At 66.5% G+C, this 15,641-nt stretch carries 17 protein-coding genes and 1 pseudogene; 3 read left to right on the forward strand and 15 right to left on the reverse strand.

Features of this window, described 5'->3' with window-relative positions:
* Positions 1-45 precede the first annotated feature (45 nt).
* Complete coding sequence (locus WI697_RS09800; RefSeq protein ID WP_345958305.1) at positions 46-1,029, forward strand: NAD(P)H-binding protein; 984 nt, start codon at positions 46-48, stop codon at positions 1,027-1,029.
* On the opposite strand, the gene WI697_RS09805 is transcribed toward WI697_RS09800, so the two are convergent.
* The 12 genes from WI697_RS09805 to folK form a co-directional block, all read right to left on the reverse strand.
* The gene (locus tag WI697_RS09805; protein WP_062763415.1) at positions 1,002-1,526 is read right to left on the reverse strand and encodes a hypothetical protein; all 525 of its coding nucleotides are present in this window, start codon (positions 1,524-1,526) and stop codon (positions 1,002-1,004) included. The genes WI697_RS09800 and WI697_RS09805 overlap by 28 nt on opposite strands.
* 15 nt (positions 1,527-1,541) lie before the next feature.
* Positions 1,542-2,156 (reverse strand): hypothetical protein, encoded by a 615-nt coding sequence (locus WI697_RS09810; RefSeq protein WP_014745116.1) that lies wholly within the window; start codon positions 2,154-2,156, stop codon positions 1,542-1,544.
* Positions 2,146-2,769: a MotA/TolQ/ExbB proton channel family protein gene (locus tag WI697_RS09815; protein WP_062763417.1), complete on the reverse strand. Its 624-nt coding sequence runs from the start codon at positions 2,767-2,769 to the stop codon at positions 2,146-2,148. Before WI697_RS09815 ends, WI697_RS09810 begins: the two co-directional genes overlap by 11 nt.
* 285 nt (positions 2,770-3,054) lie before the next feature.
* A complete protein-coding gene (gene era, locus WI697_RS09820) occupies positions 3,055-4,134 on the reverse strand; it encodes a GTPase Era (RefSeq protein ID WP_345958306.1) in 1,080 nt (359 codons plus the stop codon).
* On the reverse strand, positions 4,131-4,859 hold the full coding sequence (rnc, locus tag WI697_RS09825; RefSeq protein ID WP_014745113.1) for a ribonuclease III: 729 nt from the start codon (positions 4,857-4,859) through the stop codon (positions 4,131-4,133). Before rnc ends, era begins: the two co-directional genes overlap by 4 nt.
* A gap of 69 nt (positions 4,860-4,928) precedes the next feature.
* Positions 4,929-5,729: a signal peptidase I gene (gene lepB / locus WI697_RS09830; RefSeq protein ID WP_082828424.1), complete on the reverse strand. Its 801-nt coding sequence runs from the start codon at positions 5,727-5,729 to the stop codon at positions 4,929-4,931.
* Positions 5,726-6,157, reverse strand: coding sequence for a holo-ACP synthase (gene acpS, locus WI697_RS09835; RefSeq protein WP_062763421.1), 432 nt, complete (start codon positions 6,155-6,157; stop codon positions 5,726-5,728). Before acpS ends, lepB begins: the two co-directional genes overlap by 4 nt.
* A 4-nt stretch (positions 6,158-6,161) precedes the next feature.
* The gene (locus WI697_RS09840; RefSeq protein WP_345958307.1) at positions 6,162-6,953 is read right to left on the reverse strand and encodes a pyridoxine 5'-phosphate synthase; all 792 of its coding nucleotides are present in this window, start codon (positions 6,951-6,953) and stop codon (positions 6,162-6,164) included.
* 72 nt (positions 6,954-7,025) lie between these two features.
* Positions 7,026-7,628, reverse strand: a complete 603-nt coding sequence (gene pyrE / locus WI697_RS09845; RefSeq protein ID WP_345958308.1) for an orotate phosphoribosyltransferase — start codon at positions 7,626-7,628, stop codon at positions 7,026-7,028.
* Positions 7,629-7,714: 86 nt separating this feature from the next.
* The gene (locus WI697_RS09850) at positions 7,715-9,871 is read right to left on the reverse strand and encodes a RelA/SpoT family protein (RefSeq protein WP_062763427.1); all 2,157 of its coding nucleotides are present in this window, start codon (positions 9,869-9,871) and stop codon (positions 7,715-7,717) included.
* A 201-nt stretch (positions 9,872-10,072) separates the two neighbouring features.
* The gene (gene rpoZ / locus WI697_RS09855; RefSeq protein ID WP_345958309.1) at positions 10,073-10,474 is read right to left on the reverse strand and encodes a DNA-directed RNA polymerase subunit omega; all 402 of its coding nucleotides are present in this window, start codon (positions 10,472-10,474) and stop codon (positions 10,073-10,075) included.
* A gap of 106 nt (positions 10,475-10,580) precedes the next feature.
* Complete coding sequence (gene folK, locus WI697_RS09860; RefSeq protein ID WP_345958310.1) at positions 10,581-11,192, reverse strand: 2-amino-4-hydroxy-6-hydroxymethyldihydropteridine diphosphokinase; 612 nt, start codon at positions 11,190-11,192, stop codon at positions 10,581-10,583.
* A 135-nt stretch (positions 11,193-11,327) separates the two neighbouring features.
* Here folK and WI697_RS09865 point away from each other — a divergent pair.
* Together WI697_RS09865 and WI697_RS09870 are read left to right on the forward strand one after the other, a co-directional pair.
* Positions 11,328-11,984 (forward strand): annotated as a pseudogene (locus WI697_RS09865) (LabA-like NYN domain-containing protein); the annotation flags it as partial.
* Between the two features lie 356 nt (positions 11,985-12,340).
* Positions 12,341-13,060, forward strand: coding sequence for a uracil-DNA glycosylase (locus WI697_RS09870; RefSeq protein WP_062763430.1), 720 nt, complete (start codon positions 12,341-12,343; stop codon positions 13,058-13,060).
* Here the strand turns inward: WI697_RS09870 and WI697_RS09875 are convergent.
* From WI697_RS09875 to dapA, 3 genes are read right to left on the reverse strand one after another with little or no spacing between them, the layout of a single operon-like run.
* Complete coding sequence (locus tag WI697_RS09875; protein ID WP_345958311.1) at positions 13,051-13,758, reverse strand: sulfite oxidase-like oxidoreductase; 708 nt, start codon at positions 13,756-13,758, stop codon at positions 13,051-13,053. The genes WI697_RS09870 and WI697_RS09875 overlap by 10 nt on opposite strands.
* Positions 13,759-13,762: 4 nt before the next feature.
* On the reverse strand, positions 13,763-14,239 hold the full coding sequence (gene smpB, locus WI697_RS09880; protein ID WP_014745102.1) for an SsrA-binding protein SmpB: 477 nt from the start codon (positions 14,237-14,239) through the stop codon (positions 13,763-13,765).
* A gap of 56 nt (positions 14,240-14,295) precedes the next feature.
* Positions 14,296-15,207, reverse strand: a complete 912-nt coding sequence (dapA, locus tag WI697_RS09885) for a 4-hydroxy-tetrahydrodipicolinate synthase (RefSeq protein ID WP_345958312.1) — start codon at positions 15,205-15,207, stop codon at positions 14,296-14,298.
* Positions 15,208-15,641 lie beyond the last annotated feature (434 nt).

Here is a 15,641-nt window from a genome sequence, read left to right on the forward strand (position 1 = left end):
GATCGGGGGGATGCTGGGGCCGTCGCCATCAGACGGAGCGAAGAGATGAGCATGAGCGGTCAGGCCCTGATCCTGGGGGCCTCGGGCGGAATCGGTGGAGAGACGGCGCGGCAACTGGTCGAGGCGGGTTGGCAGGTCCGGGCCCTCAGCCGCCGCGCGACCTCGATGCCGGTCACACCGGGCATCACCTGGGTACCGGGTGACGCCATGTCGCCGGACGATGTCCGCAAGGCTGCGGCGGGGTGCAACCTCATCCTGCACGCGGTGAACCCGCCCGGCTATCGCGACTGGCACCGGCTGGTGCTGCCGATGATCGATGCCAGCATCGCCGCCGCCCATGCCGTCGGCGCCACCATTCTGCTGCCCGGCACCATCTATAATTATGGCGCCGATGCCTACCCCATCCTCACCGAAACATCCCCGCAGCACCCCGATACGCCGAAAGGTGCCATCCGCACCGAAATGGAGCGCCGTCTCGAACGGGCGGCAGATAGTGGCGTGCGCAGCATCGTCCTGCGCGCCGGGGACTTCTTCGGGCCCAGGCCCGGCAACAACTGGTTCTCGCAATGCCTGGTACAGCCCGGCGGGCCGGTCCGTCGGATGACCCATCCCGGCCGGCCGGGCATCGGCCATCAATGGACCTATCTGCCTGACATGGCCGCCACCTTTTTGCGCCTGATGGCGATCCGCGACCGGCTGCCCGCCTTCACCACCCTGCACATGGCGGGTCATTGGGACCCGGACGGCACCGCCATGACCGCGGCAATTGCCCGGGCCGTCGGCCGGCCGGTCAGGACGATCCACCTGCCCTGGCGTTTGCTTGGCCTCGCCGCGCCATTCGTGCCGCTGATCCGCAATCTGCGCGAGATGCGTCATCTGTGGCAGATCCCGATCCGGATGACCAATGACCGGCTGCGGGGGTTGATCGGCGACGAGCCGCACACGCCGCTGGACGAGGCCGTCCGTCGGACCCTGACCGGTCTCGGCTGCCTGCCCCGGGCTCAGACGTCCCAGCCGGGATGGCGATAGATCATCGGCCCGTCATCCTCCTCCTCGGGGCCGCGCTTGGGCGGCGGGGCCGGCTGCGGGGCCGCGTAGAAGCGGGGCTCGCGCCGGTCCCAGGTGGGTTCATAGGGCGAGCGCATCTTCAGCCCGTTCTGGTTCTTATCGGCGTCGCGCATCGCGTTCTGCAACTGCTGGGCCTGTTTCAGGTCCCAGGGCAGAACGTAATAGCGCGGGATATTGCCGCCCTCGGGCTGGATCCAGAGATAAATCCCCTCGCCCTCTCGTATCACGGAACCCAGCACCGTGGCCTCGCCCGCCCCCTTGTCGAGCCATTCCATCGTGATCGGCTTGGGCTGTGACAACAGCGTCGTGAAGCCAAGATAGGCCGCGGGCAGCAGCAAGGCCGTCAGCCCGATGGCGGCCATCCGGACCGGCAGGCGCCGGGGCGCCCAGATCGCAAGCGTCGCAAGCAGGGCAGTGATGCCGGCTGTGGCGGCGAAGACATAGACGACATCGTTCATGCGTCTCTCCTTCCCTCACCCGCGATTGCTGCGCAGGCGCTGATACAGGCTGTTGACGCTGTCCGGCACCAGCCGCGCCTTGTCGTCGAGCCGGAACCGCATCGCAGTGATTTCCTCGCCCTCGCGGTTCAGCGCCACCTCGGTCGCCAGGATCTGCCGGGCCGAAGACTGCTGGTCGCTCTTGACGCTGGCGACGACCTTCACCCGCACGGGCAGCTGCCGGCTCTGATTGCGGAACAGATGGACGTTCACGATGTACTCGCCCGGTGGAATGCCGCGGCTGTACGAGACTTCGTGATTGCTGTCGGTGGCGTCGCCATAGCGGCCCAGATCGTCACGCAGCAGGTTGAAGATCACCCCGCCCTTGTTGGAATAGCCGACCGGCACATCGCCCGGCGCCTTGACCCAGAGGTCGACATCGGTGTCGAGGTCGGCTTCCCACAGCGCCTCGACGATCACATTGCCGGGCGCCGTGACTTCCGCCTGATCCTGTTTGCGCGGCGGGTTGAGATGCGGCAGCAGCAGGATGACCACAGCCACGAAACCGAGCAGGGTGAGCGTGATGACATCGCGAAAGACGGTCCCCGCGCCATCGTCACCATCGGGTTTGAGAGGGTCGTCATACAGCATCGCCTTCACCCCGCGCGACAAGATCCGCGACCAGGGTGACGGTGCCGCCCGCAAGGATCTGATAGTTCAGCCGAAGCCAGATGTGCAGGATGCTGCCGACCAGCGTCGTCCAGAGAGCGATCGCCATGCCGTCGAGCAGCTGGGCGACCATCGGCCCGACCGCCGAGACGTCGGCGACACGGTTCTGATCGACGCCCGACAGCGCCACGATGAAGCCCACCACCGTGCCGATCAGGCCCAGCAGAACCAGGCTGTCGGCGATGTAGCGCACATTGGATGCCCGGGCATAGAGCTTGGCCTTCAACCCTTCGGCCACCACCGGGCGGCGTGCCTCGGGCACGCGGGTCAACGTCGCGAGATAGGCGGCGACCCGGCCGTTCTTTGCCGGCTGGGCGCGCTTCAGATCGTTCAGGCCGTCGCTGATCTGGATGATCCGCCAGGCGCAGAGCGTCAGGCCGACCAGAAACACCGCAAAGATCAGAACCGAGATCCGGCTCGAATCCGAGGCGAGCACCCGGTCGATCCAGCCATGGACCCAGGCCATAGCCAGCCCGGCGGCCGCCACCATGTTCACCAGCAGGAAACGATAGATCAGAAGATAGCGATGATGCATGCAAACCACCCCCTCGGACACGCGCGCCGCGGGCGCGGGTCTGGCCGCGCCATCGGCGTGGGACGGGGGGCGGGATCGGGGGCCGGCCGGGCGTGTCCGGCCCGGCGGGCGCTTGCGCGCACATCACCGGACCGGCAGCCGGATCGGCGCTGCGGGGTCCATGAACCGGACCGGGACCTCTCGCAGGAAACCCGCCCTCCTTTTCAGGAGGTGGTCGGGTACATGCGAGTGATCAAGCCGTTATTGAATGCTGTAACATCAATCCCTTGAGGGGATCCGGTGCGGTCAGCGGGGGTAGTCGAGGTTCATCTCGCGGTAGCGCTCGGGATCGTCGGCCCAGCTTTCGCGGACCTTCACGAACAGGAACAGGTGCACCCGGCGTTCCAGGATCTGCTGCAGTTCCGTCCGCGCTGCGCTGCCGACATGCTTGATCGTCCGCCCGCCGGCGCCGAGCACGATCTTGCGATGGCTCTCGCGCTGGACATAGACCACCTGATCGATCCGGGCGCTGCCGTCCGGCTTCTCGGTCCAGGCTTCGGTCTCCACCGTCAGCGCATAGGGCAGTTCCTCATGCAGGCTCAGGAACAGCTTCTCGCGGACGATCTCGGCGGCCAGGAAGCGGAGCGGCACGTCGCTCGCCTGATCTTCCGGATACATCCACGGCCCCTTGCGGGCGATCGCGGCCAGGGCGTCGGCCAGATCGTCGACGCCAGACCCGTTCTCGGCCGAAATCATAAAGATCCGGTCGAAGATGCCGAGCCCGTCCACCTCTGCCGCCAGCGGCAGAAGCTTCTCGCGCGCCAGCAGGTCGACCTTGTTCAGCACCGCCCAGGCGCGGCGCCCTTCGGCCTTCAACCCGTCCACGATCAGCCGCACATCGTCGGTGATGCCGCGCTTGGCATCGATCATCATCAGCAGCCCGTCGCCGGCATCGCCAGCACCGCTCCAGGCGGCCTGCACCATGGCCTTTTCCAGCCGGCGCTTGGGCCGGAAGATGCCGGGGGTGTCGATGAACACCAGCTGGGCCGGCCCGTGCATCGCGATGCCGACGATCCGGCTGCGGGTGGTCTGCACCTTCGGACTGACGATCGAAACCTTGGAGCCGACCAGACGGTTCACGAGCGTCGACTTGCCCGCATTGGGCGCCCCGATGACCGCGAAGAAGCCGGTCTTCTGCTCGTCGACCGGCACCGAGGCCGGAGCCTCGGGCGGCGGCAGCATGTCGAGGCCGTCGTCTTCGTCCTCGTCGTCGTCATCCCAATCGTCGTCGAGATCGGAGGTGAGCCCGCCTTCATGCAGGTCCTCGTCGCGGATCTCGTCTTCGGCGGGCGTCCCAGGGGTCTTGCCGGGGGTTTCAATCGTCATTTCTGGTCTCCACCGCGCCCCTCGGCGCGGCTCAGCAGGCTTTGGGCCGCGGCCTGCTCGGCAATGCGCTTGGAGGCACCGGTGGCCTCCTCGGCGCCGAGCCGTGCCACCTGGGCACGGACGCGGAAGGACGGGGCGTGATCCGGGCCTTCACGGCCGATCACGGTGTAGACGGGCGCCTCAAGGCCTCGCGCCTGCGCCCATTCCTGGAGCGCGGTCTTCGGGTCCTTGGGCGGACGGAGGTCTTCCTCCATCAGCGGCGCCCAATAGCGTTCGACGAAACGACGGGCGGTATCGAACCCGCCGTCGAGATACAGGGCCGCGATGACCGCTTCGCAGGCATCGGCAAGATTGGCCGGGTTTCTGCGGCCACCGCTGTCGTCCTCGCCGCGCGACAGGCGCAGATAGCGGCCGAGCGACAGCATCTCCGCCACCCGTGCCAGGCTCTCGCGTCGGACCAGGGCTGCGAAACGACGGGCAAGCGCGCCTTCGCTCTCTCCCGGGAAGCGGTGATAGAGCTGGTCGGCCACCGCCAACCCAAGCACCCGGTCGCCCAGGAACTCAAGCCGCTCGTAATTCAGCCGGACCCGGCCGTTGCGATCGCGACCGCCGCCATCGACGCTCGGATGGGTCAGGGCCGCCTCCAGCAACGACGGGTCGTCGAAGTCGTGGCCGATCTCACGCGCGCATTCCGCAAGCGTGGTGGCCTGGCGTTGTTCATCCATGCCGTCGTCCGCGGCCGGCCTCGACCGCCGCCGCCCTCATGCCTCTGGTCTTCTTCACCCGGCTCATCCTCAACCCACGCCGTCCAGCAGGCGCGACCAGCGGATGGCCGACGGCCACTTCCACACCTGCCACCAGGCAGCGCTGTCGTCGATCGAGAAGAACAGCACTTCGGCCCGGCCGATCAGGTTCTCCTCGGGTACGAAGCCCACGGCCGACAGAACACGACTGTCCTGGGAGTTGTCGCGATTGTCGCCCATCGCGAAATAATGCCCGGCCGGAACGGTATAGACCGGCGTGTTGTCCAGCGCGCCATAGGGCGTCTGGTCCAGCGTCTCGTAGGACGGGCCGCCATCGGGCATCGTCTCGACATAGCGCGGGATGCGGATTTCCTGACCGCCCGGGCCCGTCTCGACGAAATCCTCGATCCGGCGCCGTTCCACGGCCGTACCGTTGATGTGCAGGATGCCGTCGATCACCTGGATCCGGTCCCCCGGCAGGCCGACGATGCGCTTGATGTAGTCGACCGAAGGATCGGTCGGCAGGCGGAAGACCGCCACATCGCCGCGCTTCACCGGGCTCGACAGGATCCGGCCCTCGAAGAGCGGCAGGCTGCCCGGAAAGGAGTAGCGGCTGTAGCCGTAACTGTACTTCGACACGAACAGATAGTCGCCGACCAGCAGGGTCGGCTTCATCGACCCGGACGGGATGTTGAACGGTTCGAAGGCGAAGGACCGGATCACCAGGGCGAAGAAGACGGCGATGACCACCGTCTTCACCATCTCGCCGAAACCGCCCGAGCGGTCTTCGGCTGCCCGCGGCTTGCGGTTCCGCGGATTGTCGCCGTCCGTCCGGCTCGTGTCGCGCGTCACGTTGAACTCCCGTCTTGCGCCGAGATATCCGGCACGGCGCTGATGATCACGAGCGCCTGAGCATATGGATATTCGTCGGTCAGCGTCAAATCGATCTTCGGAAGGTACCCCGCCGGAACCAGTTGCGCCAGAAGGCGTTCAGCCCCGCCGGTCAGCTGCAGGGTCGGCCTGCCGCCGGGCAGGTTCACGACGCCGATATCCCGCCAGGCCACACCACGATCGAGCCCGGTTCCCAGCGCCTTGGCCCCCGCTTCCTTGGCGGCGTAACGCTTGGCATAGCTGTCCGCCCGGCGCACACGTCCGTCGGACAGGTTCCGCTCCGTCACCGTAAAGCAGCGCTGCACGAAACGGTCGCCGAAGCGGTCGAGCGTCTTCTCGATCCGCCGGACGTCGACCATGTCGATCCCGGTGCCGATGATCCGCATCATAAGGTCAGTCGGCCCCGCGTGTCGCATGGCGCCGCGCCTGCCGGCGGGCGGCGTCGATCAGCCGGCGGGTATGGCGCACGGCCTCCTCGATACCGATGAACAGCGCTTCGGTGATCAGGAAACGGCCGCAGGTGATGCCCTGGATATGCGGCAGCCCGGCAATCGGCGCCAGCGTCGAATAGTCCAGGGCGTGGCCGGCCTGCAGGCCAAGGCCGATCCCGTGGGCGTGGCTGGCGGCATGGCGGATCTGCTGAAGCAGCGGTGCCCGCAATTCTTCGGCGGCTTCGCCATAGAATGTGGTGTCCAGCTCGATGCCACGAATGCCCGAGGCCTGCACCTGATCGATCGCCTCGATCTCGGGCGCCACCAGCGCCAGCACCGGCACGCCGGCCTCGTGGAGGCTGCTCGCCACCTCGGCCATGCGCACGACGTCGGCCTCGGGTTCGGGCAACAGCATCACCGCCGCGGGGCTGAGCGAGGTAACCCAGGCAACCCGCGCCGGGTCGGGACGCATCTCCAGCGTCAGGGGCACGCGGGCACGTTCGGCGATGCGGCGCACATCATCGGCGGTGATCAGGCCGCTGCCGTCATCAACACGCAGAACCACACTGTCGGCGCCGGCCTTCACGGTCGCCTCGGCCAGCCGCGCCATATCCGGGCGCTGGCCGTCGCCCGCCTGACGAAGCAAGGCTGCATGATTGAGCCGGAGCCCCAGGCGGAGCGGCCCGTCGCCACGCCGGCCGCCATGGGCCTGCAGGGGTGCGGACCAGGCCGCGAGCGGTCGGTTCTGGGTCACTGGCTTGCATTCCTTCTCGTGCTTTGGTGCCGGGGAGACAGGATCCGCCTGGCACCGGAAGCGGCCCCGCGCTCAGGCGAGGCCGCGGCTGCCCGGCTTGACGGCAGGCAGGGCCGCGAGTTCAGGCGGAAGATCGTTCGGGTCATAGCTCGGGACGTCGAGGCCGGTGAGCGACACGAGCGGCACCCCCAGATCGACCTTGCCGGCCGACCGGTCGATCAATGCCGAGGCGGCGACCACGCGCCCGCCGGCCGCCTCGATCGCCGCGATGCACTCCCGGCTCGACTTGCCGGTGGTGACGACGTCTTCGGCCATCAACACCCGCCAGCCCGGTTCGATCGCGAAACCGCGGCGCAGGGTAAAGCTGCCGTCCACCCGTTCGGTGAACATGGCCGGCACGCCAAGCTGGCGAGCGACCTCGTAACCGACGATCACGCCCCCCATGGCCGGCGACACCACGCAGTCGATGCCGCCGCCGGCGATGGTGCCATCGGTCAGCCGCGCATTGATCCGCTCCGCCAGCGCCCGGCACAGCCGCTCGCCCTGGACGGGATGCATCATGACCCGCGCGCACTGCAGATAGCGCGGGCTGCGCAGACCGGAGGACAGGATGAAATGGCCTTCGAGCAGCGCGCCGCAGGCGCGGAACACGTCCAGGACTTCTTCGGTGTCCATGGGTCGGGCGAACTCCGTGATAGGGATGCGTGGAAGCCGCGCATCGCCCGTGCGACACGCGGCCCCGAGGGGTTGGAAACCGGTGGTCAGCCGCGGGCTCGGTCGACCGAATTGATCATCGGATCGGCCCGCAGGGCCGCGATGATATGGGTCAGATGCTTCACGTCATGCACCTCGACATCGACGATCATCTCGAAGAATTCCGAGGTGCGGTTGGTGATCTTGAGATTGGTGATGTTGCCGTAATTCTTGGCGATCATCGTGGTCAGGGCCGCAAGACCACCCGGCTCGTTCGACACCATCACCGCAAGCCGCGCGGTGTGCCCCGCATCACCGGTCGAGCCCGTGTCCCAGGCGACGTCGAGCCAGCGTTCGGGCTCGTCGACATACTGCTCCAGGGTCTCGCAGTCGATGGTATGGATGGTGACACCCTTGCCGGTGGCCACGATGCCGACGATCCGGTCTCCCGGGATCGGATGGCAGCAGCCGGCATAATGCACCGCCATGCCCGGGATCAGACCGCGGATCGGGATGGCGTGGCCGTTGACGCCGCTCTTGCCGCTGCGCATGCGCTTCAGCGGCACGACGTTGCCGGTCTCCCCCTCATCCTTCGGCACACGGGCCTCGGGGAAGACGGTGTCGATGACCTGGCGGGCGGTGATGTCACCCTTGCCCACCGCTGCGTAGAGGTCTTCCAACGTCTTGTGGGTAAAGACCCGCAGCGCCCGGTCCAGCCCCTTTTCGGTCAGCGGCCGCTGTTCCTGACGGAAGGTCTTCTGAAGGATCGCCCGGCCCAGGCTGACATACTGCTCGCGCTCCCGCAGCCGGATAAAGCGGCGGATCCGGGATCGGGCCTTGCCGGTGACGACGAAGCGTTCCCAGGCCGGCGACGGGGTCTGCGCCTTCGAGGTGATGATCTCGATCTGATCGCCGTTCTGCAGCTGGGTGCGCAGCGGCATCATGCGACCGTTGATCTTGGCGCCGACGCAGGTATCGCCGATCTCGGAATGGACCGCATAGGCGAAGTCGATCGGCGTGGCGCCACGTGGCAGCGCGATCAGGTCACCCTTGGGCGAGAAGCAGAAGACCTGATCCTGGAACATCTCGAGCTTGGTATGCTCGAGGAATTCCTCGGGATTCGATGCCTGCTCCAGGATATCGAGCAGGCCGCGGATCCAGCGATACTGCCGGCCTTCGTGGCCGCCACTCTCCTGCTTGTAGAGCCAGTGGGCGGCGACGCCGTACTCCGCAACCTCGTGCATCTCGCGGGTGCGGATCTGAATCTCGATCCGCTGGCGTTCCGGCCCGATGACGGTGGTGTGCAGCGAGCGATAGCCGTTGGGCTTGGCGTTGCTGATGAAATCCTTGAACCGCCCCGGGACCATGCGATACGCGCCGTGAACGGCCCCCAGAACGGCATAACAGTCCCGGATGCTGTCAACGGTCACACGGAAGGCCATGATGTCCGACAGCTGCTCGAACACCACATTCTTGCGCTGCATCTTGCGCCAGATCGAATAGGGCCGCTTTTCGCGCCCGTAGATCTCGGCGCCGATACCGGTCTCCGCGATCACCGCCTTCAGTTCGGCGACGATCCGGGCCACAAGCTCGGACCCGTTCTCCCGCAGGAAGGACAGCCGCTTCAGGATCGAGTCCCGCGCATCGCCGTGCAGTTCCTTGAAGGCCAGGTCGTCCAGCTCGTCCTTGATCGCCTGCATGCCGATACGCTCGGCCAGCGGAGCGTAGATCTCGAGCGTTTCCAGCGCGATCCGCCGGCGCTTTTCCGGCTTGGCGATATAGTGCAGCGTCCGCATATTGTGCAGCCGGTCGGCCAGCTTGACCAGCAGCACGCGGATATCGTCGGACATGGCCAGAAGCAGCTTGCGGAAATTTTCCGCCTGCTTGGCCTGTTCCGATTGCAGTTCGATCTTGGACAGTTTGGTGACGCCGTCGACCAGCCGGGCGACTTCGCCCCCGAAGATCTGCTCGATCTCGTCAAGCGTCGCGGGCGTGTCTTCGATCGTGTCGTGCAGCAATGCCGTCACGATTGACCGGCTGTCGAGCTTCAACTCGGTCAGGATGCCGGCAACTTCAAGCGGATGGAGGAAATAGGGATCGCCCGATGCACGCTTCTGGCTGCCGTGCATCTTCATTGCGTAGACATAGGCGCGGTTCAGCGCCGTTTCGTCCACATCCGGGTCATAGGCCTTGACCCGCTCCACCAGCTCGTATTGCCTGATCACCGAACAGCGTCACCCGCATGGCAGGACGCCACATCTTCGCACGTCGCCGGCCAGGCCCGCGCGGGACCGGTCCGTCGACGGAAGCCGTGGCCCCCGTATGACCGGCCTTCCAAGCGAAACCCGTGCGCGGCCGGCCGGCCCGGCCGCTGCTGGGTTGCGACGCAGATGCCCCGAAGCCGATGCCCCGAGCCCCGGAACGGATCAGTCGTCCTCGGGGTCGGCATCCTCGAAGCGCGGGGCACCAAAGCCGTCGCCGTCTTCCTCCGACACCGACAGCGATCCGCCGCCCGCCAGTTCATCCTCGGCCAGCTGACGGCTGGCGATCGAGGCGACCTCGCCGATGGCATCGAGGATGTCCTCGTCCGGCTCGTCGACCTCGGGAACGCGCTGATGGGTCTGCACCAGCTGCCGCGAGACGGTATCGAGATCGATGGTCTCGTCGGCAATCTCGCGCAGGGCGACGACGGGGTTCTTGTCGTTGTCGCGGTCGACGGTCAGTGCCGCACCCGACGAGATCTCGCGGGCACGCTGAGCGGCCATCAGCACCAGATCGAACCGGTTGGGGACAAGACGGACGCAATCTTCGACGGTGACGCGGGCCATGGCTGGTTGCTCCGATGACTTTTAGAGTCGCTCAAAAAAGGTATGACGACGGAGAAGCGACCGCAAGGCCGTACTCCCGCGTCGGGCGCGGAACACTATGACACGACTATGCGGAAGTCAAAGCCTCGCCGCCGGAATCCGGGGCTTCCTCCATGCACGGACGGATGATCTGCCCTGCAGGCAACGCGGCAATCAGCTCTTCGACCGACCGGTCCAGGGTCGGATGACGCCAGCCCGGCGCCACATCGGCAAGCGGCAGCAGAACGAAGGCACGCTCATGCATCCGCGGATGCGGCAGTTCCGGGTCCGGCGCCCCGCCCATGGTCTGAACCGGGGCACCCGGCACGATGGGGACCGCTGCGATCCGGGGGCGACGGACCATGCCGCCATGGTCTATAATGTCCAGATCCAGCGGCCGCGACTCCCAACGCTGGCGACGCACCCTGCCGAACGCCGCCTCGATCGCATGCAGCCGCTCCAGGGCCTCGACCGGCTCCAGTGCCGTTTCGGCATGCACGACACCGTTTACGTACCACGGCCCGCCATTGTCCGGCAGCGGCGGGCTTTCGTACCAGCGCGACACGCCGATCACATCAAAGCCCATCTCCCCAAGTCGCACCACCGCAGCCTGACAAGCAGCGCGCGGCATTCTACCTTCGGCATCCGGGAGATTGGCGCCAACTGCGATAAATATCGTGTCTTTACGCAATTCCATCATGATCGGACGTGTTCCGTCTTGTAATCTGGGGCCATGAGGGATTAAGTACGTCGCGCCGGCGGATGATCCGATACGCGACCCAACCGGCCTCTCCTGACGACGACCCATAGGCGAATTCTGGGGAAAGATATACTCATGCCACGGTCCATCGACAGTATTTTCCACGAAGGCGAGCGTGTTGCGCTGTTCATCGACGGCGCCAACCTTTACGGTGCGGCCCGCAGCCTCAGCTTCGACATCGACTATCGCCGGCTGCTGGATTACTTCCGGTCACGCGCTTACGTGGTGCGTGCCTTCTACTACACCGCCCTGCTGGACGAGCAGGACTATTCGCCGATCCGGCCGCTGGTCGACTGGCTGGACTATAACGGCTACACCATGGTCACCAAGCCGGCGAAGGAATTCACCGACGCCACCGGCCGCCGCCGGGTGCGCGGTGACATGGATGTCGAGCTGACGGTCGACGCCATGGAAATGGCCGATCATGTGGATCACATCGTGATTTTCTCGGGCGACGGCGACTTCCGCCGCCTGGTCGAGGCGATCCAGCGCCGCGGCGTGCGTGTGACCGTGGTCGGAACCATCCGCACCCAGCCGCCGATGGTTGCCGACGAACTGCGCCGCCAGGCCGACGTCTTCCTCGACCTCAAGGATCTGGAGCCGGTGATCGCCCGCTCGCGCGCCGAGGCCGAGGCCGGCCGTCAGCGCGGCGAGCGTCGTCGCAAGCTGATGGAGGACACCCCCCTCCCCACCTCGGAGCCGGAGCCCGAGGACGAGGATCTGGAGGATGACGAGGATTACGAGGACGACGACTACGAGGATGATGACGACTACGAGGACGACGAGGATTACGAGGACGAGGACGAAGAGGACGAGCCGGCCCCGGCACCTGCGAAGCCCGCGCCCGCGCCCGCGCCGGCACCGGTGAAGCCCCGCACGCCGCCGCGTCGCAAGAGCTGATCCGTCCGTGAACGCCGGCCTCTGATCCTGGACGCCGTCCCGGTCAACGATGTCACGCCACCCGCGCGGAGAACCGCCGGGTGGCGTCGTCGTTCGGGGCCCTCGTCGTTCCCCGCCCTCGTCGTTCCCTGCCCTCGTCGTTCCCTGGCCATCGTCACGTCGCCGCCGTCTTCGTAATGGATGCTCCCATGCCGCCAGCCATTGCCGCCCCCCTGCTTATGGTTCCGGATCCGGACTGCCCGCTCTGCCCCCGCCTCGCCGCCTGGCGGGCCGAACGGCAGGTCAGCGAACCGGATTGGCACAACGGGCCGGTGCCGGCTTTCGGCCCGCTGTCGGCACGCCTGCTGGTCGTGGGGCTGGCGCCGGGGCTGCGGGGCGCCAACCGCACGGGACGCCCCTTCACCGGCGATTATGCCGGCGACCTGCTCTACCCGACCCTGATCGACCACGGCTTCATCCGCGGCCGGTTCGACCGCAGGCCCGATGACGGTCTGGAGCCGGTCGACTGCCGGATCACCAATGCCGTGCGGTGCGTGCCGCCCGAGAACAAGCCGACACCTGCCGAGGCAAATACCTGCCGGCCGTTCCTGGTGTCTGAAATCGGGGCGATGACCGGGCTGCAGGTCATCCTGGCACTGGGGCGCATCGCCCATGATGCCGTGCTGCGGACCCTGGGCAGGCGGCTGGCCGATCACCCCTTCAGCCATGGCGCGCTGCACGCGCTGGCACCGGCACCGTCCGGAAAAAAGGCCGCGTCTCCCGTGACGCGGCCCCTGCTGCTGGCGGATAGTTTCCATTGTTCACGCTATAACGTGAACACGGGTCGGCTTACGGCCGAGATGTTCGATGCTGTCCTGGCGGAAATCCGCCGTCGCCTGCCTGCCGCGGAAGGCCTTGTTCAGGAATAGCGTTCTTCCTCGAACGGATCGGCGTAGTTGTGATAGCCGCGGACTTCCCAGAAGCCCGGCTGATCGGTCTCAGAAAACTCGATCCGGCGAATCCACTTGGCGCTCTTCCAGAAATAGCGCTTGGGCACGACAAGGCGCACCGGCCCGCCATGCTCGCGGGTCAGCGGCTCACCCTGCCAGGCATGGGCAAGCAGAACGTCATCGTCCGCGAAGCCGTCGAGGTCGAGATTGGTGGTGTAGCCGTCATAGGAATGCAGCAGCACGAACCGCGCCTCGGGCTTGGGCTGCACCAGATCCATCAGAGCGAAGGCCGACACGCCGTCCCAGTCGTTGTCATAGCGCGACCAGGTCGTGACGCAATGAATGTCGGACCGCATCCGCACCTGCGGCAAGGCCTGGAAATCGGCCCAGCGCAAGGTGACCGGGTTCTCGACCGCACCTGCGACCGTCAGCTCCCAGTCGCCCGGCCGGATCTCCGGCTGGATCCCCAGGTCGAGAACCGGGAAGTTGGTGACGAGTCGCTGGCCGGCCGGCAGGCGCTCGGCCTCGGGCCGGGGCCCGGTGCGACCGCTCAGCCCGCGGCCTTCCGCCGCCCATTTCCGCTTGGTATCGATCAGCTTGCGACGGACCTGACCAAGCAGGCCATCCTCGTCGCCGCTCGTGCGGTCTCCACCGGTCTTGCGGTCGTCACTGGCCATGACCTTACCCCTTCTCGCGCATCAGCCGGCCCTTCTGGCGGTCCCAGTCGCGGTCACGTTCGGTCGCGCGCTTGTCGTGCAGCTTCTTGCCCTTGGCCAGGCCCAGCTTCAGCTTGGCCATGCCCTTGTCGTTGAAATAGAGCACCAGCGGCACGATGGTAACCCCCTCCCGCTTGATCAGACCGAAGAGCCGGTTGATCTCCTTGCGGTGCAGAAGGAGTTTGCGCTTGCGGCGGGGTTCGTGATTGAAGCGGTTGCCGCCGCCGTATTCAGGGATGTTCGCGTTGATCAGCCAGGCTTCGTTGCTTTCCACCGAAGCATAGCTTTCCGCGATGTTGCACTTGCCACCGCGCAGGCTCTTCACCTCGGTGCCGGTCAGCACAAGACCCGCCTCGACCGTATCCTCGATGAAATAGTCGAAGCGTGCCTTGCGATTGACGGCGACGTCGCCGTGACTGATCAAGCCGCTTTTGCGGGCCATGGGATTCCTCGGGCTTCAGGCCCCCTTGGATGTCGGGCCTCGGGCGTCGTGCCGGCTCAGTTGCCGATACGCGACGGGCCGACCGGCTCCAGGCCGGTACGGGCGATGGCGGCGTCGAGCACACGTTCGGTGCCGGGCGTCACCGGCACCAGCGGCAGACGGATCTCGGCTTCGCAGAGCCCCAGCTTCGCCGCGACATACTTCACCGGCGACGGGCTGGTCTCGGTGAACAGCGCACGATGCAGCGGCATCAGCCGCTCGTGGATCTCAAGCGCGGTCCTGGCATCGCCCGCCCGCCAGGCCGCCTGCATCTCGGCACAGAGCCTGGGCGCGATATTGGCGGTCACCGAGATGCAGCCATGGCCGCCATTGGCCAGGAAGGCCAGCGCCGTGCCGTCTTCTCCCGACAGCTGAACGAACTCGGTGCCGATGGTCTGGCGCACCGCCAGCGGCCGCACCAGATCGGCGGTCGCATCCTTCACGCCGCGGATATTCGGCAGTTCGGCAAGCCGGGCCATGGTATCGACGGTCATGTCGATCACGGAACGGCCGGGGATGTTGTAGATGAAGATCGGCAGCGAGGTGCTTTCGGCCACCGCCCTGAAATGGGCGTAGAGGCCGGCCTGGGTCGGCTTGTTGTAATAGGGCGTCACCACCAGCAGCGCATCGGCGCCGGCCTTCTCCGCATGGATCGCCAGCTTCTGCGCTTCATGGGTGGAGTTCGAGCCGGCACCCGCGATGACCGGCACCCGGCCGGCTGCGGCCTCGATGCAGATCTCGGTGACCCGCATATGCTCGTCATGCGACAGGGTGGGCGATTCGCCGGTGGTGCCGCAGGGCACAAGGCCGTCGCTGCCTTCGCGGATCAGCCAGTCCACGAACGACGCATAGGCTTTCTCGTCGACCTTGCCGTCCTTGAACGGGGTCAGCGTGGCGACGATAGAGCCGTGGAAGCGTTCGGCGTTCATGGGGGTCCGTCCTCGAAGCGGAAGGCGTCAAGCCTGATTGGGCGGCGACTGGCCTTTGCGGGGTCAAGATCCCGGTCGATGGCGGCTCCGGTTTGTTCCGGGCGCGCGCAGCCGGGCGTTCGGGTCCGGCCGTGACCCGCGGGTTGTGACGGGTCATCGGCAGGTCCGCGCAACATAGCCCCGCCGGCAGGCTTCGACAAGGCGCGCGGCAGCCGGATCTGCCCGAATTCCTTTCAATCTGCGGCCAGGTCGGCACCCGGCAGGGGAATCGGGTGAAAGTTTTTTAAGCAGCGATAAGGCTTGCGAGGAAGTCGTCGTCCCAAGCGGCGACCTTGCGTCGGAGGCGTAGGGAGTCCTTTCCCGGTGCTTGTCGCAGCAGGTTATGAGCCATGTGCTTCAGGGTTGTGAAGTTGGCTGGGGCGTTTTGGGTACGC

It is taken from the genome of Tistrella mobilis (genome assembly GCF_039634785.1).
In the GTDB taxonomy this organism is placed as follows: domain Bacteria; phylum Pseudomonadota; class Alphaproteobacteria; order Tistrellales; family Tistrellaceae; genus Tistrella; species Tistrella mobilis.